Annotated in this window: 8 protein-coding genes; 1 reads left to right on the forward strand and 7 read right to left on the reverse strand. The window is 58.4% G+C overall.

Features of this window, described 5'->3' with window-relative positions; genetic code table 11:
* Nucleotides 1-55: 55 nt before the first annotated feature.
* Complete coding sequence (gene tauA, locus QN377_RS16035; protein ID WP_095017999.1) at nucleotides 56-1,030, reverse strand: taurine ABC transporter substrate-binding protein; 975 nt, start codon at nucleotides 1,028-1,030, stop codon at nucleotides 56-58.
* A 268-nt stretch (nucleotides 1,031-1,298) separates the two neighbouring features.
* Here tauA and QN377_RS16040 point away from each other — a divergent pair, with 268 nt between their 5' ends.
* Nucleotides 1,299-3,341: a c-type cytochrome gene (locus tag QN377_RS16040; protein WP_095017998.1), complete on the forward strand. Its 2,043-nt coding sequence runs from the start codon at nucleotides 1,299-1,301 to the stop codon at nucleotides 3,339-3,341.
* A 140-nt stretch (nucleotides 3,342-3,481) separates the two neighbouring features.
* On the opposite strand, the gene QN377_RS16045 is transcribed toward QN377_RS16040, so the two are convergent.
* The 6 genes from QN377_RS16045 to QN377_RS16070 all read right to left on the reverse strand — a co-directional run bounded on the left by QN377_RS16045 (nucleotide 3,482) and on the right by QN377_RS16070 (nucleotide 21,719).
* The gene (locus QN377_RS16045) at nucleotides 3,482-4,891 is read right to left on the reverse strand and encodes an efflux transporter outer membrane subunit (RefSeq protein WP_095017997.1); all 1,410 of its coding nucleotides are present in this window, start codon (nucleotides 4,889-4,891) and stop codon (nucleotides 3,482-3,484) included.
* Nucleotides 4,888-8,067, reverse strand: coding sequence for an efflux RND transporter permease subunit (locus QN377_RS16050; protein WP_095000341.1), 3,180 nt, complete (start codon nucleotides 8,065-8,067; stop codon nucleotides 4,888-4,890). The genes QN377_RS16045 and QN377_RS16050 overlap by 4 nt, the downstream gene beginning before the upstream one ends.
* A gap of 15 nt (nucleotides 8,068-8,082) precedes the next feature.
* Complete coding sequence (mexE, locus tag QN377_RS16055) at nucleotides 8,083-9,327, reverse strand: multidrug efflux RND transporter periplasmic adaptor subunit MexE (RefSeq protein WP_095000340.1); 1,245 nt, start codon at nucleotides 9,325-9,327, stop codon at nucleotides 8,083-8,085.
* Nucleotides 9,328-9,869: 542 nt separating this feature from the next.
* Nucleotides 9,870-14,333 (reverse strand): SpvB/TcaC N-terminal domain-containing protein, encoded by a 4,464-nt coding sequence (locus QN377_RS16060; RefSeq protein WP_322212954.1) that lies wholly within the window; start codon nucleotides 14,331-14,333, stop codon nucleotides 9,870-9,872.
* Entirely contained in the window at nucleotides 14,330-19,063 is a 4,734-nt protein-coding gene (locus QN377_RS16065; RefSeq protein ID WP_323567641.1) for a neuraminidase-like domain-containing protein, read from the reverse strand. The genes QN377_RS16060 and QN377_RS16065 overlap by 4 nt, the downstream gene beginning before the upstream one ends.
* Nucleotides 19,064-19,097: 34 nt before the next feature.
* Nucleotides 19,098-21,719 carry a Tc toxin subunit A gene (locus tag QN377_RS16070; RefSeq protein ID WP_095017994.1) on the reverse strand — a complete coding sequence of 874 codons (2,622 nt, stop codon included), beginning with the start codon at nucleotides 21,717-21,719 and terminating at the stop codon, nucleotides 19,098-19,100.
* Nucleotides 21,720-21,900: the final 181 nt, after the last annotated feature.

Raw genomic sequence — 21,900 nt, forward strand, 5'->3', positions numbered from 1 at the left:
GCACTGTGCTGTAGGGGGTAAGGAAGCATTTGTTGTGCCAGTGGCTAACAGCTTGTTATTGCGGCAAAAATTTATCGCTGACAAAGGTTGAATAGTCGGGCAGAACGCCTTCGATCTTGCCCTGGTCCTTGAGGAACAGCGCAGTCTGGGCGATATCTCTGGCCGTGCCACCCCCCAGCAACTGCGCCGATTTTTGCTCGGCCGTCGAAGGGAAGTGCGCGCCGTGCAGCAACTCGGGGATGTCTTCGGGGCTGGCGCCGGTCAGCCTGGCGATTTTCTGTACCTGCGGCGAATCGGTAGTCCAGGCGGTCTGGTGGGCGTTGTAGTCGGCGATGGCATCGAGGCTGACTTTGGCGAATTTAGCGATGATTTCCGGATGTTTATCCGCGAAATCCTTGCGGGCTACCCAGACTTCAAAAGTCGGTGCGCCCCATTCGCTGACCTGGCCGGCGTCGGTGAGGATTTTCCCGGTCTTGCGAATTTCCCCCAGGGCAGGCGACCAGGTGAACGCGCCGTCGATATCGCCACGCTTCCAGGCTGCGGTGATTTGCGCAGGGCTCAGATTGACCACCTTGACCTGCTGCGGGGTGAGGTTCCAGTGTTTCAGCGCGCCCAGCAGGCTGTAGTGCGACGTCGAGACAAAGGGCGTGGCGATGGTCTTGCCGATCAGGTCCTGCGGGCCGTTGATACCGCTGCCGTCACGCACCACCAGGGCTTCGGAACCCTTAATCTGCGCGGTGACGATAAAAGTCACCAGCGGCACATTACGCGAGGCCGCGGCAGCCAGCGGGCTTGAACCCAGATTGCCGATCTGCAGGTCTCCGGAGGCCAGTGCCGACACCACCGCCGGACCCGAATCAAAGCGGCGCCAGTCAATCTTTTCACCGATGGCTTTCTCGTAGCTGCCCTCGGCCTGGGCCAGTTTGGTGGGGTCGATGCCGGTGATATAGCCGATGGTCAAATCAGCTGCCTGCGCGCCGAAGCTGAGGCCTGCGAGGGAAAGAGCAATCAGGAGTGTGCGCACGGACATGGCTTGGACCTTGTTGTAAGAAGATAAGAAGGGGCTGTCCGGCGGTCCGGTGCAGCGAATCTAAGTGCTTTAAATCAAAGGGGAAAATACCGTTTTGGAACTAGCTTAGAGCGCCCGGCCACACACCCTGGTTGCGGCGTGCATGATCCGGGTCAAACGTCGTGGCGGTAAAAGCCGGTACAAGCGTCCTGTGAGGAGTCCATAACAAAACCAGCACGGCCCGTTTCGAGGGGACCACCCCAGATCGACGCCTTAAAGGAATAACGCGATGCTTTCTACCTTTCCACGTCTGGCATTAGCCGGCCTGACGTTGCTGTGTACCCTTGAGGTGCAGGCCAGCGAGCCGACCCCGGCAGCCAACCCCGAGAAAAACCTGATTGAACGCGGCCACTATGTGGCCCGGCTCGGTGACTGCATTGCCTGCCATACCGCCATGGGCGGGGCCGAGATGGCGGGCGGGCTCGAGCTGAAAACGCCAATGGGCACGATTTACTCGAGCAATATCACCCCGGATCCCGAGACAGGTATCGGCCAGTACAGCTTTGAACAGTTCGACAAGGCCATGCGCCAGGGTGTGACACCTGCGGGGAAAAACCTCTATCCGGCGATGCCGTATCCGTCTTACGCGAAGATGAGCGAAGACGATATGCGCGCCCTGTATGCCTACCTGATGCACGATGTGGCCCCGGTAAAAATGGCCAATCTTGAGGCCGATATGGGCTTCCCGTTCAACCAGCGTTGGGGGCTGGCGCTGTGGAACTGGGCGTTTGTCGACAATCAGCCGTTTGTCCCCGACCCGGACAAAAGCGTCGAACTGAACCGTGGCGCCTATCTGGTGCAGGGCTTGGGGCATTGCGGCTCGTGCCATACGCCGCGTGGTATCGCCTTTCAGGAAAAGGCCATGAGCGATGACGGCAGTGCCGGCAAGCACTATCTGGCGGGGGAAACCGTCGAGCACTGGCGCGCCTTGAGTCTGCGCAACCTGTGGACGGTGGGGGACACCGTGCAGTTGCTCAAGACCGGACAAAACCGTTTTGCTACGGTGTCGGGCAATATGGCTGATGTGATCCACCACAGTACCCAGCACTTTACCGATGCAGACTTGACTGCCATCGCCAGCTATTTGAAATCGCTACCTGCAGGCAAGGATGATTTACCGATGCCAGCCGTGGCGATCACACCCGCCAAGGCACCGGATACGCTGTACAGCAGCCGTGGCGGGTTGGGTTACACGCAGTTCTGCGCTGATTGCCATCGCCCGGATGGCGGCGGGGTCAAAGGCATGTTCCCGCCGTTGAACGGCAACCCGGGGATCGTTGCGGCCAACCCGACGACACTCCTGCATATCACCCTGACCGGCTGGAAAACCCCGCAAACAGCAACGCACCCGCGGGTGTACACCATGCCTGGCTTCGCCCGGCTGGGCGATGATGAAATTGCCGAGATCCTCAGCTTTGTGCGCAGCAGCTGGGGCAACGCAGCTCCAGCGATCAAGCCAGGGCAAGTCGCGCAGATGCGCAAGCAGTTGAACCCCGAGACTGTCGACGAGACCGCCTTTGTCACCCCGCGCCTGGCCAATCTGCTCAGTGCCGCCAATGCCGATCAGGTGGTGCGCGGCATGCGCCTGCATCTGCAAACCAAGGCGCTGTTACCGGATAACGTCGGCAATGCCCTGAACTGCACCAGTTGCCACTTGAACGCAGGCACCGTGGCCGATGGCTCGCCTTTTGTCGGGGTCTCGGCGTTCTTCCCCGGCTATGCGCCACGGGCGGGCAAGGAAGTGACACTGGAGGAGCGGATCAATGGTTGTTTCCGTCGCTCGATGAATGGCCAACCCTTGCCCGTCGCCTCGCCGGATATGCAGGCGATGGTGGCGTATTTTGACTGGATGAAAATGAACACGGTAGCGGGGGACAAGGTTGCGGGCCGTGGCGTGGGCAAGGTCGATCCGAAAATCGTCCCCGATCCGGAAAATGGCAAACTGATCTATGCGCAGCAATGTGCGGTGTGCCACGGTGACGACGGCCAGGGCCTGAAACAGGCCGATGGCAGCTTTGTGTACCCGCCGTTGTGGGGTAACGAGTCGTTCAATATCGGCGCGGGCATGGCGCGCACTTACACGGCGGCGGCGTTTGTGAAACGCAATATGCCGATCGGCTTCCACGAGAAATTCCCGTTAGGGCAGGGTGGATTATCGGATCAGGAGGCAGTGGATGTGGCTGAGTACTTCTCCCATCAACCACGACCTGATTTTGTCGACAAGGCCAAGGACTGGCCCAAGGGTGGCAAACCGGTGGATGCGCGGTATTAAGGGCAAGCACTCCTTACCTCAAAACAGCGTTCGTGTTTGTGTGTTTGCCGGGCTTCAGCGAAGCAAAAAAAAGCCCCGCGACCGAATGTACGCGGGGCCAAAAAATGGTTGGTTGCGGCCAACCAAAGGAGCTCGTTGAATCAGTGCGCGCTGGCGACAGTCTCGGCTTGCCAGCCGCCGCCCAATGCTTTGTAAATAGCCACTACGCCGCGATACAGCTCAACCTCGGCCTGGGCCTGGCTGTCTTCTGCCGCAAGACGCTCGCGCTGGGCATCGAGCAGCACCAGAAAGTCCACCGTGCCTTCGCGATAGCGAATGGCTGCGAGGTCAGCTGCTGTACGACTTGACTCACTTTGACGTATTAACGACAGCAAGCGCTGTTGGCGTTTGCCGTAGTCACTGAAGGCGTTTTCCGACTCTTCCAGCGCCAGCAGTACTTGCTGCTCGTAACTGGCCAGAGCGCCGTCGGCCTCTGCATCGGCACCGCGCAGTCGTGCCCGCACGCTGCCCAGGTCAAATGCAGGCCAGGTAATGCGTGGGCCCAGTGCCCAGGCATTGGCTGCTGCTGAACCAATTTGCGAGCCACGTCCGGCAGTAAAACCGAGGAAACCGCTAAGGCTGACCCGCGGGAACAGGTCGGCCTTGGCCACGCCGATACGGGCCGTCGCCGCTGCCAGTTTGCGCTCGGCACTCATGATGTCCGGGCGTCGTTGCAGCAGGTCGCCGGGATTGCCGATATTCAGCGCCTTGGCAATGGCCGGTAGCTGTTTGGGGCTCAGATCCACGCTCAACTGCTCAGGTCGCTGGCCCAGCAAGGTGGCGATACGATTGCGCTCGCGCACCTGCTCGGCCTGCAATTGCGGCACGCTGGCTTCAACCGAGGCAAGGCGGGCGTCAGCGCGCACCACGTCCAGCTGATCGCCAACTCCGGCGTCACGCAGGCTTTCAGTGATGGCCTTGGAGTCCTGCTGGTTTTTCAGGTTGTCCAGGGCGATGCGCTCGCGCAGCTGTGCACCCCGTAGTTCACCATAGGCATCCACCAGTTCGGCAATCATGGTCACTTGCAGTTGATACAGATCGGCCGCAGCCGCCTGCTCGTCGGCATCGCTGGCCTCCAGCTCGCGCTGGATACGGCCAAACAAGTCGATTTCCCAGGCCATGTCCAGGCCCAGGTCGTAGCGCTCACTGTTGACGCGCTTCTCGGTGGTGCCCGGAATCTGGCCCTTGCCCACATCGCTGCTGGCGCGGCTGGTGATGGTCGGCATGATGTCGTTGCTGACATCATCGCGAATCGCCCGGGCCGCCCGCAGGCGGGCAAATGCCACGCGCAGCTCGCGGTTGCCAGCCAGAGACTGGGACACCAGCTGGTTGAGGGTCGGATCGTCAAACTGTTGCCACCAGATCCCTTCAAAATGTGCCCGGTCAAAGCCCTTGAGGTTGTCGGCACTGATCTGTGCCGGGGCCGTGGCCGGGGTCTTGTAGTCCGGGCCCACGGCGCAGGCGCTCAGGGCCAGCACCAACAGGCTCGGCAGAAAAACTTTCACGCTCATTGTTGCGACTCCAACGTGAGGTGCTTGGCCGCTTTGCGCGCTTCACTGCGCTCTACATAGCGGCGAATCAATACATAGAACACCGGCGTCAGCAGCAGGCCGAAGAAGGTCACCCCGAGCATCCCGGAGAACACCGCAACACCCATCGCATGGCGCATCTCTGCACCGGCACCGCTGGACAGCACCAGAGGCACCACACCCATGATGAAGGCGAAGGAGGTCATCAGAATCGGCCGCAGACGCAGACGGCAGGCTTCCAGCACCGCTGCCAGCGGGTCGAGGCCTTCTTCCTGTTTGTCCTTGGCAAACTCGACGATCAGAATCGCGTTCTTGCACGCCAGCCCCACCAGTACGATCAGGCCGATCTGGGTGAAGATGTTGTTGTCACCCCCCGAGATAATCACCCCGGTAATGGCTGAAAGCAGGGTCATGGGCACGATCAGGATCACCGCCAATGGCAGGCTCCAGCTTTCGTACTGGGCAGCCAGTACCAGGAATGCCAGCAGTACACAGAGCGGGAACACGAACAACGCGGTATTGCCTGAGAGGATTTGCTGATAGGTCAGCTCAGTCCATTCGTAGGTCATGCCGTTGGGCAGTTCTTCCTTGAGCAGTTTTTCCATCGCCGCCTCGGCCTGGCCCGAGCTGTAACCCGGTGCTGCGCCGCCGTTGATTTCAGCGGTGACAAAGCCGTTGTAGTGCATCACGCGGTCAGGACCTGCGGTGTCGCTGACCTTGATAAAGGTCGCCAGCGGGATCATTTCGCCCTTGTTGTTACGCACCTTCAGCTGGCCGATCTGCTCGGGTTCGAGACGGAACTGCTGCTCGGCCTGCACATTCACCTGATAAGTCCGACCGAAGCGGTTGAAATCGTTGGCATACAGCGAACCCAGGTAGATCTGCAGGGTATCGAAGATGTCGCTGATGGCAACACCGTGGGTCTTGGCCTTTTCGCGGTCGATAGCGGCATCGACTTGCGGCACGTTGACCTGATAGCTGGTGAACAACCCGGCCAGTTCCGGCACGTTATGGCTCTTGGCAATCACGTTCTGCACTTCTTTGTACAGCTCGTCATAGCCCAGACCACTGCGGTCTTCGACTTGCAGGCGGAAACCGCCAATGGTGCCCAGCCCCTGTACCGGCGGCGGCGGGAAGATGGCGATATAGGCGTCCTGAATGTCGGCAAACTGTGCGTTCAACGCGGCGGCAATCGCCGCTGCCGACTGACTTGGGTCCTTGCGTTCATCAAACGGCTTGAGCGGGGTGAACACGATGCCGCTGTTCGGGCTGTTGGTAAAACCGTTGATCGACAGGCCGGGGAAAGCCACCGAGTTGGCAACGCCAGGTTGCTTGAGAGCAATTTCGGACATGCGTTTTATTACCGCTTCTGTGCGGTCCAGGCTCGCGGCGTCCGGCAGTTGGGCGAAGGCCACCAGGTATTGCTTGTCTTGCGGTGGTACAAAACCGGTGGGCGTGTGGGCAAAGCCAGCCCAGGTCAGCACCATCAAACCTGCGTAAACCAGCATGGCGATGCCGCTGCCACGGATGATCCGTCGCACGGTACCGACATAACCGTTACTGGCCTTGACGAAGAAGCGGTTGAACGGGCCGAACAACCAGCCACCGAACATACGGTCCAGCAGACGAGTGAAGCGGTCTTTCGGCGCATGATGGCCTTTAAGCAATACTGCTGCCAATGCAGGGGACAGGGTCAGCGAGTTGAAAGCCGAGATCACCGTCGAAATGGCAATGGTCAGGGCAAATTGCTTGTAAAACTGGCCGGTCAGGCCCGAAATAAATGCGGCCGGGATAAACACCGCACACAGTACCAGCGCGGTGGCAATGATCGGTCCGGTTACTTCGCGCATGGCCCGCTTGGTTGCATCGACGGGGTTAAGCCCCAGCTCGATATTTCGCTCGACGTTCTCCACCACCACAATCGCATCGTCCACCACGATACCGATGGCCAGCACCAGTCCGAACAGGGACAAAGCGTTGAGCGAGAAGCCAAACATATGCATCACTGCAAACGTACCGATCAGCGATACGGGCACAGCGACCAGCGGGATAATCGAAGCGCGCCAGGTTTGCAGGAACAGGATTACAACCAGTACTACCAGGATCAGGGCTTCAAACAGGGTGTGGACTACCGCTTCGATCGAACCACGAACAAAGATGGTCGGGTCGTAAACGATGTCGAAATCCATGCCCTCCGGGAAGTTCTTTTTCAGCTCGGCCATCTTGGCGCGAACGTCATTGGAGATCTGGATGGCGTTGGAACCCGGACGCTGGAAGATCGGGATCGCTACCGCCGGCTGGTTGTTCAGCAAGGAACGCAAGGCGTACTGGCTGGAGCCCAGCTCAACCCGGGCAATGTCCTTGAGGCGGGTGATCTGGCCATCATCACCGGAGCGGATGATGATGTTCTCGAACTCCTCCTCAGTGACCAGGCGGCCCTGGGTGTTGACCGACAGCTGGAAGCTGGTGGCATTGGGGGCGGGCGGGGCACCGAGGGCACCGGCAGCCACCTGGCGGTTTTGCTCGCGAATGGCGGTCACTACATCAGTGGCTGTCAGGTTGCGCGAGGCAGTTTTGTTTGGATCGAGCCACACCCGCAGCGAGTAATCGCCCATGCCGAACATCTGCACATCGCCAATACCGTTGAGGCGCGCCAACTCATCCTTGATATTGAGGATGGCGTAGTTGGACAGGTAGAGCATGTCGTAGCGCTTGTCCGGCGAGGTCAAGTGCACAACCATGGTCAGGTCTGGCGAGGCTTTGTCCACCGTAATGCCGATGCGCGTCACTTCTTCCGGCAGTTTGGGCTGGGTGCGGGTCACCCGGTTTTGCACCTGCACCTGGGCGTTGTCCAGGTCCGTGCCCAGGGCAAAGGTGATGGTCAGGGTGATCTTGCCGTCAGCGGTGGACTGCGAAGACATATACAGCATGTTCTCGACACCGGTGATGGCCTGCTCCAGTGGTGCGGCCACGGTGTCACCGATCACCTTGGGGTTGGCACCGGGGAAGTTGGCGCGCACCACAACGGTAGGCGGAACCACTTCAGGGTATTCGCTGATCGGTAACTGGAACAGCGAAATGCCGCCCGCAATCAGGATAAGCAAGGAAAGCACAGCGGCGAAAATCGGCCGCTGAATAAAGAACTGGGAAAAATTCATCGGAGTTATCGTCCCTTAACCGCGAGGAGTCGCGACGCTGGCCAACTTCGGCGCGCCAGTGGCGGGCTTGATTTGTGGCAGGTTGCTGGCTTCCAGGGCTTGTCGTTGTTGTGCCAGGGCGGCGAGGGTCTGTTCGTTGGCCATCGGGATCACTTCAGGCGTTACCGGCGAGCCGGGGCGCACTTTCTGCAGGCCCTTGACGATAATGGTGTCGCCCTTGTTCAGACCGCTGCGAACAATGCGCAGGCCTTCGATTTTCGGGCCCAGGTCCACGGCGCGGTAGGTCGACTTGTTGTCGGCGTCCATCACCAGCACGAATTTCTTGCCCAAGTCGGTGCCCACGGCTTCTTCATTGATCAACACGGCGGAGTAGGTGGCGCTACCGACCAGTTTCAGGCGTGCATACAGGCCGGGGGTAAAGCTGCCGTCGGCGTTGTCGAACACGGCGCGGCCACGGATGGTGCCGGTTTGCGGGTTGACCCGGTTGTCGACGAAGTTCATCTGGCCCAGATGCGGGTTGCCGTCTTCGTTGGACAGGCCCAGGTACACCGGTGTGGTCTGGCCGCGTTGACCCTGACGGGCAAGCTGGTTGTACTTGAGGAATACGCGTTCGTCGGCATCGAAGTAGGCGTACACCTTGTCAGTGGACACCAGGCTGGTCAGCGGCGTGACATCGGCGGTGACGATGTTGCCCGCAGTGATTTCGGCACGGCTGACGCGGCCACTGATCGGTGCAGTGACGCGGGTAAAGCTCAGGTTGAGTTTGGCCAGGTCCAGTTCTGCCTGGATGGCCGCGACGCCGGCACGGGCTTGCTGGGCAGCGGTGGTGCGCGAGTCGGCCAGCTCTGCCGAAATGGCATTGCTCTGGCGCAGACGTTCGCCGCGCTGGGCTTCGTTGTCGGTACGGCTGGCATTGGCGCGGGCCTGTTGCACCTGGGCTTCAAGCTGACGCACGGTGGCCTGGAACGGGCGCGGGTCGATCTGGAACAGCAAGTCGCCCTTTTTCACCAGGGCGCCCTCGGTAAAGGCGACCTGATCAATCTGGCCCGACACGCGTGGACGAATTTCTACAGTCTCTGGAGCTTCCAGGCGACCGGTGAATTCATCCCATTCGTTGACCGGCTGTTCAAGCACCTTGGCCACACTGACTTTTGCAGCAGGAGCCGGAGCAGTCGCTTGGGGAGTTTTGCCGCATGCGCTCATCACCACAATGGCCAGGGCCGCAAGTGGGAAGCGCAAATGTTTAAGTGACTGTTCCATGAGGGGGAGTCCGCCGATCTATTGAGATGGGCGGATAATGCTGGCGCGAGTGCTGGCGCACGAATCGAACCCAGCGAAGATCAATATCATCCGGAATGATACAAAGCGTTACCAAGCTCTCTAGCCTGCGCTTTTTGTTAGGAAACTATCAATTAAATTCTGTGTTATTGCCAGCGTAGGGTGTGTTGCACGACGGGTAATAATAACCAATATGTACCACCTGCCACGCTGATTGCTTGCCTAGACTGCGTGCGTCTTTGTGTCAGTCAGGTCACGCATCCATGTCTTCCCTTCATCGATTCACACCTTTACTCACGGCCTACGATTCCCGGGGCTCAACTGTGCGCACGGTGGCATACCACCGGCAGCGTGCTGGGGACGAACCCCAGGCGCGGCTCCATGCGGTTGATGTTTCGCCACCTTGGCGGGCCGCGCTATCTGGTGGTCGGGGTGCGTAACCCGCACTGATGATGCCCTCGCGTGCAAGCCTGCAGGATGACTATTGTGCTCCGGGCCCGGGCTTGCATCGCGATGTGGTTTGTTCAGCTTGAACCAGGCTCCCAGGTGTCGTTTTCATCTTCGCTGATGCTGTACCAGGTGCAATGGGTCTGGCGGCTTAGATGCCCCCTGGCGTTGAGCTTGCTCGTCATACGGCCCAACGGGTCATAGAACAGCTGATCGCAGTAGCCATCCTTGCGCCGGGCTTCATCATCGATAAAGCGATAGTGATCGGCGAAGTAAGGCCGATAGTTTCGAATGGCCAGGCCCTTGTTGTTGTATTCGACCCTGCCGCTGACCCGCCAGCGATGTTCGCTGAACGCACGCAGGGGCTTGCCGTCACTGTCAAGGCTCAGTCGCCCCGACGGGGCAACCACATACGCTTCACCCGCCGAGGTTTTCTGCTTGGTTTGCAGCTCACGTCCAAAGCCATCGGTGAACGTCAGGCTGATCCGGATTTGCCGGTTAACGCTGTCGTCGCTCGACGGGTAGTTATCGGCTTGCAGCACAGCGGCATAGACCGGTTCGCGGCGTGCCTGGAGGATCTGTTCGTTCAGTTGGCGATTCGCCGTGATGCTCATGTCCAGTGTTGCCAGGCGCATGCGGCCGCTGGCACGAATATATCCGTCCGGAGTCAGATATCCCTGCGTTACCCATTGTGTGCCCGGGGGGGCTGCCGGGATGTGGCCCATCCAGTTGAAAGGGGCGTGGAAGCAGGCGCTGGCAGCATCGAGCAGCGCTGTTTGAGGGTTGTCGATGGCAAAAGCGGGGCTGTCATTGGCTGGGCACCTGTAGTCCGTCAGCGGGGCGAACCCTGTTGGTTTGCCATTTTCCTGGCCGTAAACACTGGTTACTTGCAACTGGCCGAATGCATCGTAGCGCGCTTGCCGAACAGTCCCCTGGGGGTCGGTGATTTCGATGGGCAACATTAACCGGTAGTCATAGACGGCTTGGGTGCTGCAACCGTCCACGGCCGTTACTGCGGCGATATGGCAACCGTAACGGTCATGGGTGAGTGTGGTCGCTGAGTGGCTTTCAGAGGCTCGCAACTGATTGGCTCGGTAGAAACCATGCACGTCGGTGTAACGGGTAAAGCCCTGTTTGAGTGACCACAGGGCTGGCGCTGCGCGGGTGTCTGTTGGCTCAGGCAGGAACAGGCTCATGGGATGGTAATGCTCCTGGACGAGGGTGCTGGCCAGGTCGAACGGGGTTCCTCCGGGCAGTGCAGGTACATCGTCGTAGGCGGCAAGTGCCTGGTCGTCGAGTTCGGCCGACTCTTTGAAGGCCGTCAGCGCCTGAAAGCTGGCCTGGCCCGCCGGTAACGGGGCGTCACTCTGCGCCAGGCAGTAATATTGCACGGACAACCCCCCCAGAGTGCGCTGTGCCTGCGGTCGCACAGGGTTGTCAGCGGTGTTACCGATTAACAGTTCATAGCTGGCCTGCGCGCTGTTGAGGGCTTCTTTTTCAAGCACCAGTGCATTGCTGCGTTGCCGGTAAGGCAGTTGCAGGCGCCAGCGTTGAGGATTGTCCAGATGAATGAACTGCGCCCGGATGTCACTGATGTAGTGCATCTGCTGGGCCGGGTCGTGGGTATCGCGCCACCAGGTCTGTTGATGGGCCTCATCGAATGGCGGCAGGTCGGATGCGCGCTTGCGCCGGGCGTAATTTATGGTTACCCCGTGTGTCAGGCTGCCATAACGATCCCGGCGCAGATTGATGATGTGCTGGCAGGCGGGGTCGGTTGCCTCGCGCTCGTAGCGGTAGACCCGTGACTCCAGGGCAAGTACCAGCAGGGATTCGGGCGCCTGCAATTGACGCAGCATATAGCGGTACTGGCTGACGGTAAAAGGCACTCGTGACGGTTCCGGGTCATCGGCCGCAAACACTTCTTCACGCAGTACCAGCCCGCTCAGTGCCAGAGCCATTCTGCGCCCGGAAGCAGGCGGTGGCAGTACGCTGTCTTGCTCCTTATCGGCTTCCAGGCGGGTCAGCAGTGTGTTGCCTGGCGCAAGGGCCAACCTGTCGCCCGCCCAGTATTGGTCCTGCGGCATATCAAGGGCTTTTCCGGTGTGAAACCAGGTCTTGCGCAGCAAGGGTGCGGTTGCTGCCTTGTCGAGTTTCTGGCCGGCAGGGCCCTCGGTGTCGGTTGCCATCAGCAAACCGAAGCCCTGGAACTTGCGTTCCAGACTGTCGTAGAAACCTTCCCTGTAAGTGAAGCGTTGGGTCAGTTGATTGCCGCTGATCTGATCCAGCTGTTGCTGCTCGCTGACCAGATGCAGCGCAAATGGCAGGCCACCGGTGCGCTGTGTCCGTTGCGGTTTTTCGTCCAGCCACTCCTGGGCACTGCTGCGGTAGGTAACCCGGCCTGAGGCTCCCATATTGTTGTCGGTACCGATCAACAAATAGGGTTTTTGCCGAACAAATTCGTATCGCCAGTGACGGGCTGAAGGGAGAAGGACGGAGAGGATCAGGCTGGTACAGCCCAGCCCTTGCAGGTCGGCCACACTGACCTGGCAAAAGCGGTCATACCTGACCCCCTCGGGCCAGGGCAGCGCTGTCGGCACGGCTTGCAGGCCGTTGCCGCAGAGGTTCATGAAAATCAGTGCCCGATCGGGCTGAAGGTAGATCAGGTCACTGGCGCCGGAGCCATCCAGATCGGCCAGCAGTACTCGCGAGGCCTCGAATTCGGCGTAGGTGAAGGGCAGGGTGGCGAATACGAACCCTTTGCCAAATCGGCCCCGGCCCAGATTTGGCCAGCACTTGATTTCATCATGACGAATGCGCACCAGGTGTTGCTGGCCACTGCCCAGCAGATCGCTGAACGCCATCAGTTCAGTTTCGCTATTGCCGGGCAGTGGCAGATCGTTATCGGGATGCGGCATGTCCGCGGCAGGGGCAAAACCCTGCGAGCCCTTGTTGCGATAGAGCCGCACACTGTTGCGGCCAATCAGCGCCAGGTCGTCAATACCGTTACCCATCAGGTCGGCGAGCTGGGCTATCGGCTGGAAGAACTCCTGCGGCAATGCTGCAAAAGGCGCGAAGTTTGCCCAGCTCCGGTCGTTTTCCAGGGTGAAAAAGCCACTCATGCCCGGCTGGGCGATGATCCACTCCAGCTGGCCGTCGCCATTGAGGTCCGCCAGGGACTGGTACAGCGCACCGGTCTGCTGTGCCACCGGGATACGCTCCAGCATTTGCAGCGGGCCATAGGCGACGTCATCAGGCTCGACCGGGTTGGCAGCCCGGACGGGTTCGCGGTAGTACCAGCTTTTGTCAGAGCGCCAGAGCACTCCCGGCAAGCCGTCGTTGTAGAGGTCAACCAGTTGATAGCGCTGGTTGTCGTTGATACCGTCCAAAGCGTCAAAGCGTTGATAGCCTGAAGGCATGCCAGTTAACTGGAAGTCGCTGTAAGTCAGCTCCAGGGGCGGCCAGTGGCAGATCTTTGCGCTGGCATCGCAGGCCTGGCTGTGCAGGGCCTGCAACAGGCTGCCTGCGGTTGCGGTGGTCATGTACTCCAGCAGCAGCCGGCGGGTCAACACCGGTTCGCGGCCCATTGCAGGCTCTTCAGGAAAGTAGTGGAACATCAGGACTTGCCGGCAAAGACGCCGGCTCGCCAGTTCAAAGCCATAGGCATAGTTACACATTGGATCACTGCGTTCCGGCCATGGTTGTTGCACCCCATAGGAAGGGAGGCGAGTCAGATCAGTTGTGCGTTCGCCGTAGTCAAAGAGCAATTCAAAATGCCATTGTTTTTGCGCCGGTGTTTCAACTGTCCACAGTTCCAGATGCTCCCTGGGCATAATATTGGCGTAGCAGATACGGGCAAGGTAGCGCTGGGCGCTGTAGTCTCGAGGGCCACTGCCCCGGGTGTCAGCCTTGTACTGATAGTGGATCTGCTCGCCGTGGGGGTTGAGGCTTTCCTCAAGCAGCCATTGGGCAACATGGGCAGGCGCCTGCGGATCGGCGATGCGGGCCGCGTGCGTTTTGCCAAACAGGTACAGGTTGCCGTCTGCGCCCTGGACCAGCCAGAACCCTGCGGGGTCCGACGTCGATGACCAGTGCTCAATGCGATCGAAAGTGGTTTCGTGGCGTGGCAGGTAGCGCACCACAGTGTAGGTGGTGTTCAGTTGAAGCCCGTTGAAACGGCTGCTGGAACGGGTTTTCAGCATGCCTTGGGCTGTCCGTTCGGGGAGCAGTTCCGTACCTGCCGGACCGATAAATACATCCTCACTGTCATAGGCGGGTACGCCCTTGAGCGTGCTGCGTGCAATCGAGCCAGCAAAAGCTGCCCAACCGGTTCCGAACGGGCCATTACCCAGGGCACTGTTGTAAGTCAGGCTGATGGCCGGGTCGAAACCCCGGCCCGGCGACAGTGGCAGGGGAACCTCGAACGAGGCCGCACCGGTCATACCGACGGCTCCCCATGTGGTGCCGATACTTTGTATTGCGCCTCCGCCCTTGGGCAAGGACGGTGTTTGCACCTCGCCTGTGCCGTGTTGTCGGGTCGTCATCCCTGACCTCCTGCGCTTCTCGCGGTGTAGCGCACATGCACGATGATGTCGCTGAGGGAATTGAGCATGGATGACTGGGCTGCAGGGTTGGGAAACGCCAGTCGCCATTTGGACACTGCCCCGGTGTACTCGAAGGGCAGATAGCGTTCGTCATTGTCGAAGTTGAGGGTGAACAGGCCGCTGTCATTGAGCCCTGTGGACAGTGCGACCTGCTCCCTGACCCGCATGTTGTCGAGCATATCGTCGTCTTTTGCAGACAGGTGGGTTCGGTTCCAGGTCTGGGTCAGGGTCGCGCAAATGTCTTCATAAGGTCCGAGCGTGGCAGGCAGCGAGACGCTGACGCTTTTTATCCGGCGCAGGTAATGACCGGGGTAGTCGTCGTCGAACAGCGCCTTGCTCAACTCAAAATCCACGGTGCCATTGACGATCATTTCGTGCTTCAGCGACGCCCAGTCCTTGTTCAGCGTGGGCACCCGATCCTTGCCATGCAACAGGCGCAAGGACAGGGTTTTGCTGATTTCCAGTTCACGCTGGTTACGTTGCATATAGGCAGTATTCATGTTCTGCAGGTCGAGCTTGAGCGACTCGCCTGCGGTCAGCCCCTTGAATTGATTGTGCCAGTGGCTGCTTTGGATAAAACGGGTGTTCCAGTCCGCACGTTCAAATTGCCAGCATGCCTGTGCGCTCAAGCACAACGAATGGGCTGCGTCGTAGGCCTGATAGTAGAAAGAAGCCAGATGACTATTGAGCCACTGATACAACTGTGCGCTGGAAAAATGCTTGCTGAGCACCTCGTAGGTGAATCTGGCCTGCTCCATAGCTGTTTCCGTGTGTCTGAGTTGCAAGCGCAGCACCGTGTTCTGCTGTTCGTGGGCCTGCAGTTGCAAGTCGGCCTGAATGAGCTCCTGACGGCACTGCTCCAGGGCCTGGGACCACTCCTGGACGCGGCGGTTGAACAGCGCTGTACGATCCAGATGACCGGCATTGGCGCGTTTTTCATTAGCCATATTTCGGGCCGCAGCCTGAATCGCATAAAAGGCGCCTTCATAGCGCATCCCGCCGTTGGAAGTGCCGAAAATATTGGGTGCCAGCATCGCCAGCCCTGCAGCAGCCTCGGCTACGGATGCTTTGGTTTCCCACTGTGCGCTTTCAAGATATTGCTGGCTGGCCTGTGCTTCGGCTGGAGAGATACCTTCATTGAGCAGTTTTTCAAAATACTGCTGGCGGCTTACCAGTACCTGGCGACCGGCCAGCAGCGCCTCGCGGTTGGCCTCGTCAGCCCGCATGCCCTGGCGTTGTTGATCGACGGCGATTCTGGCGAGGTCCCAGGCATGTTGTTGCTGTAACTGAAGGTGCTCGTTCTGCTCTTTGCGCTCGAACAGCACAAGCAGGGTATTACCGAGCTGGATGACATTCTCGACCAGGGTCGCGGCATGGGCATGGACAACCTGGTAGCGATAATGGCCGATTTCCCTGGTTTGTTGGCGGGTCGCAGACAATGGGTCAGAGCTGGCATTGTGGGCGTAGTGGCTCAACAGCAGGTGCGGAGCCAGCGCGGGTGCGAACAGTGCCTGTTGCAAGGGTTTTGCGCTGATACTGAGGTGATGTCGAAGGTTGTAGAGGCGACTTTCAAGTTTGTCCCAGCGTGACACCAGGTCCGGATTCAGGGGCAGGTACAGGGTGCTCTGGCTTGATGCACCCAGATCCTGCAGGGTTATGGGTTGCCAGGGATCGGCTCGGCTGATTTGCGGCCTTGGCCCCAGCAGGCTACTGGCCCGAACGTACCAGAGCTTGGCCTCTGCCAGGCTATCGGCACTGGCTTGACGATAAGCGGCATCGCCGCGATTGAGCAGGATGTCCAGGTACAACATATACAACGCTTGGCGGAAACAGGACGGGCTACTGAGGGCTATCTGATGCGGATCGTCCGGGTTGTCCTGCTGGTAGCCCGGCTCTGATTTGTCCTGGGTCAGGGCGGGCACTTTCCAATATCTTGAGTGTTGCTGCGGTTCAGTTGCCCTGCTTTCTGGATCGAAGATGTATTTGAGCCAGGATTGGGCCTCGGCATAACGCTGCTCCATGTTCAATCGGCAGGCCACCAGCCAAGGAAGGAAGAGGAACAACTCCCGGAAATACTTGCCATGGGCGCCATGAAAATCCAGGGAGTGGGGCGTGGCATTGCTGGTAAGCGCCGGTTCGTGCGATTGATTTGTGGCTATCGTAAACAGCCGGTCGAGACTGACATTGGCGGCGGCGCTCAGGTGTCTGCCAATAGTGGTGTTCATGTGGATCGGCGCACGAAGGGTTCTCGGTGAAGCCACATCGCTGTACTTGAGAAGGGAGCCGCTGAAGTCGATAAACTCGGCTGTTCCTTCAGGCTGCGCCGGGCTGCGTGAGATTCTGGGCGCCAGAGGTGTAATGGGGGTGGCGTTATTGGGGTCCAGTTTCAGTCTCAGTGACTTCAGTGCATAACCTCGCAGGCTGCGGCTGTTATGGCGTGTGTCCGTGTCGTAAATCAATACTCCGTGAAGGATCGTGATTGGCCGGGTACCCGTGCTTGCAATGCTGCTCACTTCCTCTTCAGGCCGTAGCGTTTCAGGATTGAGTTGAATATGGGCGCTGAACAGATGGGCCGGGGTCAGGCTTGTAAATACGCCGTTGAGTGCGCGGCGGGAGGTATTGGGTTCACCGACGATATAGCTGTTGTTGCGATGGATGTTGTAAGGGTGCGGTGTGTTTTCGTCCCGTGGAGTCATGATCACGGGCTTGTAGTGGCGGGTATATAACGTGGCAATGACACTATCAAATAACCAGTCGTTCTGACTGTTCACTTGCTCATTGAGTGTGGCGTAAAAATGAAGAGTAATGCGGTGGTCGGAATGAGCGTTTTCAAACAAGGTATTGAAAGCGTCGTATTCGATGTATCTGCCTTCCAGCGAAACGTTCCAGTCTTTGCGTACGGCACTTAACCTTTGCGGTTTTACGACGCTGAGGGCGTCGTCGGGAAATTCATATATCAGGCTGGAATAGGTAACGCCGGTTTTGTGACTGGTCATTGAGACCGATACCCAGCTGCAGGGTGGGATCAGTTCGGTCTTGAGAGTCAGCAGCGAGCTATGTTCCAGCTTGAGTTTGCCGCTGCTACCGGGAAGCGGGCGCAGAAGGGCAAGATGAAGAGTAAGTTCGGCCCGGTTGGTACTCGCCCTGAAGGTTACCGACTGCTGTTCGGGGAATGCTTTTTCAAGCCTGGCGTTGACTTCCAGCGCACAGGATGTGGTGTTGAAGACAATATCGCTGTGGTAGTGCTGGTCACTTATATAAGCCTGTTTGTTCTCGAAGTTCCATCCTGTAAATGCCGGGGTCGGGGTACTGCTGACGATGTCTGTTATTGCGACGGTTTCGCTGGTCGGGGCGTGGAAATTGAAATTTCGCGAATTGTTGTAGATGAACAGGGATAAATAACGTTTCGCCAGTTTTTCGTGTTCAGCGTTGGGTTTAAGGTCTGCCACTGTGCCCCTTGAGAATAACCGCTCACTGCTGAAGTCCTGGTCGAGTCTCACGGCCTGGAAAAAGTCGCTGCGGGTGTGATCCCTGCCGGCGACGGGCTTTTGCGGAGCATGGGCGTTCAGCCCTAAAAACAAGGATGCCGGGCTAGTACTGGTGTCCAGCACTGCCACTGTTTCAGTCGCCTGCATCAAGGCGTTCTGGTCCAGTTTGTTAAGCTCTTTCATCACGCAGTATTCATCACTGCACACCCGTGGCACGCTCCAGCTGCCATCGTATTTCATGTAGGAGAAGTAAAGGCGGAACTGAATGAAACGACTTTTCAGGTAGTTTTCCAGGCGTGCTTTATAGTTTTTTTCCGATTCGTCAGGCTCTGACCAGAAATAATCAGCGCTGTAACTGGCCGCTGCCGGGGATATGCATTGAGCCCAGACAACAAACAGGCGGTTGTTAAAGCAAATCGGACGGACGCTGTGCTCCGGGATGTTTTCCGAGGCAGGCAGAGGTATTTTTTTCCAGTCAGACCAGGCGCCGGGCTGTGGTGCGTCCTGCTTGAGGGCAGGGGCACCCCCTGTGGCGGGATGCAAGTAGCGCCTGGACATATCCAGCGAGCGCCAGTAGTAAGTGTTCTCGACAGTTGATCGGGCAACAAAGTAGTAAGTGCTCTCGGCGAACCTGTCTTTTTCACCATCAATGTAACCATTCAGGGTCTTGAGGCTGCAGATCTCTTCAAATCGGGCCAAGTAGCGTTGAATGGCAGGCAGTATATTGTCCGAGTTAATTCGACATTGATTTATGTCGTTCTCAAGCTGCTGGAAACTTTCGGTTTTATCACGGCGTAACATCGGGTTCAGATAGTTGGCCGGAAAGCTGCGTAACTGTTGAATCGCACGCCAAACCGAATAGGCATGCAGATTGTTGCGCCAGGTGTTTTGTTGTTTGGTTGTCATGCCAAGTTTGTCGTAGCCAGGCTCCAGCCCCACTGAAATGGCGTTGATATATTGCTGCAGGCTGGCAATGGCGCTGGCCACACGACTGGTAGGCACTGCCTGACTGACTTGCACATCCAGCAGCCAGTAGGTGTACAGGTCGTTGGCGTTGTTGATTGTGTGCTTGCGAGCCGGGGTTTGCAGGGTGGTGTCTTCAGGCAGCACGTAGGTGAGGTAGAACGCGAGCAAGGCATCGCGCAGCTGCTCATTGAGTTGCCGGTGGCGTTGGTCAGACATGGACATTCCTCGGAAAGATGTATGAGCGTTGCGCTCATGGGGCGGTGGCGAAGACGGCGCTGCCGACCTGCTGCCAGTCATCGGAACTGAAGGTGGCGGTCAAGCCTGTCGCCATCAGCAACATGCTTGCCGAAAGACCTGTCTGCCTGGCGGTCTCATGGCAGCGCATTAGCCAGTCCAGTTCAGTCATCGAGCGCACGCGTTTTTCCAGCAGGGGCTTTATCAATACCTCTATCTCGCTGGCGTTCCACCCCAGCATCTGGGCCAGCAATTCGCTGGTTTGCGAGTTCAGATCGGTTTGTTCGCCGTTCTGTTTTTGAGGGTTGGCCTGGTTCAGATAATTGAGCAGTGTGGCGTGGTTAATCCCGTAAACGTCGCTGAAATGACTGAACCTCTGGAACAGATACAGGGTGCTCAGGGTTAACTTGAGGGTTGAATGTGCCGATTGCTCGGACTCCAGCCAACCGGGGTCAAGCAGAAAAGCCTGCAGGGCTTCACGGCTGATGGGCAGTTGCAGCTCGGTTTCTGCATGGGGAAAGAACAGCAGCAGGTGTTTGAGGGATTCATTGGGTTTATCACTGCCAAGGGCACTGGCGAAAATACGCGAAGCTTGCCTGAAGGCCTGTTTCATCAGCTCGGGGGCCTCGCTGGCCAGGGAGGTATCCTTGAGTAATTGATCTATTTCTTTCTTGAAAGGATGCAATTGTGAGTAGGCTGCGGACAGCTGCGTATTGAGTATCTGCTTGACCCGGGCCTTGAGTGCCTGGTTGCGCCCCGCATCGGGGCTCAGGTTGACGTATTTGTCGACCATGTAGGCCACGCCTTTTTCCAGGCTGTCCGCTTTGGGTTGCGCGGGCAGCATGGACTGGACCCGGAGCAGTCCTTTGGCCAGCAGCACATTCCAGGTGTAGGCAAGGGGTTTGCTACCGGCTTCCGGTTGCGGCAAGTCCAGCTCATCGAGTGTGGATTGCGCCAGCAGATATTGGGGCATGCGTTGCAACACCGCCTCGACCTGCGTGAGCCGCTGCTGTACGGAGGAGGGCAGCAACGTGCTCTCCAGTAACAATTGCTGGCGTAACTGTTGAACGCTTTTACCGCTGTCATTGAGCCAGCTAACCGCCCAGTCCAGTTGCATCAACACATCGAGAAAGTCCGCTGGCGAGTTGCTGCCTGACTGACGCAAGCCCGGCTTGACCAGTTGCTGGTGGTAGGTTTTGCCCCCCAGCAACTGGCACAGATGATCGCAGTCCAGGACTGACAGTCCGAACATTGCGGGTAATGTGGCCTGTCGGTAAAAGCTGGAAAACGTCTCGATATTCCGGCGAGGCGTGGCGAAATATTGCTTGGTACGGGTTTTCAGCAACCCCAGGGACTGTGGTGTGTCTTCGAGGCCCAGAGCGCCACAGGCCCGATACAGAACCCCTTGTGTCGTACCGAGATCCAGCGGCTGGTTGTCGAGAGTCAGGGGGGAGTTGAGCCAGTGCGGCGGGTTGAATACCTGGTCGAATAGCGATGGGTGTTGCCCGACCCCATGAACGGGCATGTGGTAAAGCCATGCCGAAAATGTTCCGGGTGTCAGGCCATAGCGTTGGTTCAGGTAGCGAAAGACACCCATTGCACGCAGGCTGTTGTCGTTGATGGCAAGGTGTTCAGGGCTGCTGCCTTCACAACCGGCGATGCTATAGAGCAAGGTATCCAGATCTGCGAAAGGCATATCGAGCCAGCGTTGCAGGCGGATCATCCGTTGCAAACGGTCATGACGCTGTGGAGTTGTGTTTTGCAGGTGGTTTTTTTTTGATGAGTCGATGCTCAGGCCCAGTTTCTTTTGCCCTGTTCTGTAGGGGCCATTGATAAAGCGAGCGCCTGCAGTGTGATCCCGGGTAATCTGATCTGCCGTCTGCACGACGTTACCAGACAAGCGCGGCTGATAGCTGGCGTGGGCAAGCAGTTCATGGAACTGCTCGGTGCTCAGGCCGGTGTGCTGCATGAACCGTTGTTGGTCAGTGATGGGCTGGCTGTGGCCATAGTGTTTTTTGTAAAAGGTGTCTGTGCCCTGTTCTTCAAAGTCCTCGGTCAACAGGTTTTGCTGTGCAGGGCTGAGCAGGGTGAGCAGACGCTGCGCCTCATAGGCTTGCTGCTGCACCGTGCCGTACTTGTTCTCCGGCTGCTGGTCATAGGGCAGTTTCAGGCTGATGCGATAATTCAATGCACCAAGCCCCGGCTTGTTGCCCGCAAGCCCCAGCACGCATTGCTGATGGGCCAGGTCGAAAGGCAATTCAAAGGGGTAGCGTAATTCGGCCAGCACCTGATGCACCGTGCGTCCGCCATAAATGTCGCGATGCGTGTCCAGGTAGGTTTTGACCGGTGCGTTCAGGGCCTCGTTGACCAGCGTCAGCAGTGGCAACTGACGGGAAGTGTTTTCAGCATTGATCACCAGTTCCTTGAGCGCAGGTACACGTTGGGCGAGGGTGATTTTGTCTTGAGTGCCTTTGCCGGTTTGCTCCACTTCCAGGGCAAACCGGTAGAGCGCCTGCAGATACGCCGCGGGCGAGTCGACTGCGGCGAGGGAAGTCGGTGAGCAAAAGGTATCCCAGTCGTCTTTGAACAGGGCTGACCAGGTGGGGCCCGAGTCGGGAGAGGCGGTGTCCGTTGGCATGGTAAATCTCCTGTGCGCGCAGTGGGTGATCCACTGCGCGTGCAGAAAATTAGCATTGCCATACCTGGCGTCTCGGCCAGCTGAAAGCACCGAGAAGCTTGGGAATTGTCGCTGAATGACAAGCGTTCGTGTGTTCCGGACGCAGGCCTTTTATGCAAGAGGGTGAAGGCAGGAGGCTACA

Origin of the sequence: Pseudomonas sp. CCC4.1 (assembly GCF_035019225.1) — a bacterium.
Taxonomy (GTDB): Bacteria; Pseudomonadota; Gammaproteobacteria; order Pseudomonadales; family Pseudomonadaceae; genus Aquipseudomonas; species Aquipseudomonas bubulae.

Excerpts from the sequence above, each read along its gene's own strand:
- tauA (WP_095017999.1), bottom strand. The coding sequence starts at position 1,030 with ATGTCCGTGCGCACACTCCTGATTGCTCTTTCCCTCGCAGGCCTCAGC.
- QN377_RS16040 (WP_095017998.1), top strand. The coding sequence starts at position 1,299 with ATGCTTTCTACCTTTCCACGTCTGGCATTAGCCGGCCTGACGTTGCTG.
- QN377_RS16045 (WP_095017997.1), bottom strand. The coding sequence starts at position 4,891 with ATGAGCGTGAAAGTTTTTCTGCCGAGCCTGTTGGTGCTGGCCCTGAGC.
- QN377_RS16050 (WP_095000341.1), bottom strand. The coding sequence starts at position 8,067 with ATGAATTTTTCCCAGTTCTTTATTCAGCGGCCGATTTTCGCCGCTGTG.
- mexE (WP_095000340.1), bottom strand. The coding sequence starts at position 9,327 with ATGGAACAGTCACTTAAACATTTGCGCTTCCCACTTGCGGCCCTGGCC.
- QN377_RS16060 (WP_322212954.1), bottom strand. The coding sequence starts at position 14,333 with ATGACGACCCGACAACACGGCACAGGCGAGGTGCAAACACCGTCCTTG.
- QN377_RS16065 (WP_323567641.1), bottom strand. The coding sequence starts at position 19,063 with ATGTCTGACCAACGCCACCGGCAACTCAATGAGCAGCTGCGCGATGCC.
- QN377_RS16070 (WP_095017994.1), bottom strand. The coding sequence starts at position 21,719 with ATGCCAACGGACACCGCCTCTCCCGACTCGGGCCCCACCTGGTCAGCC.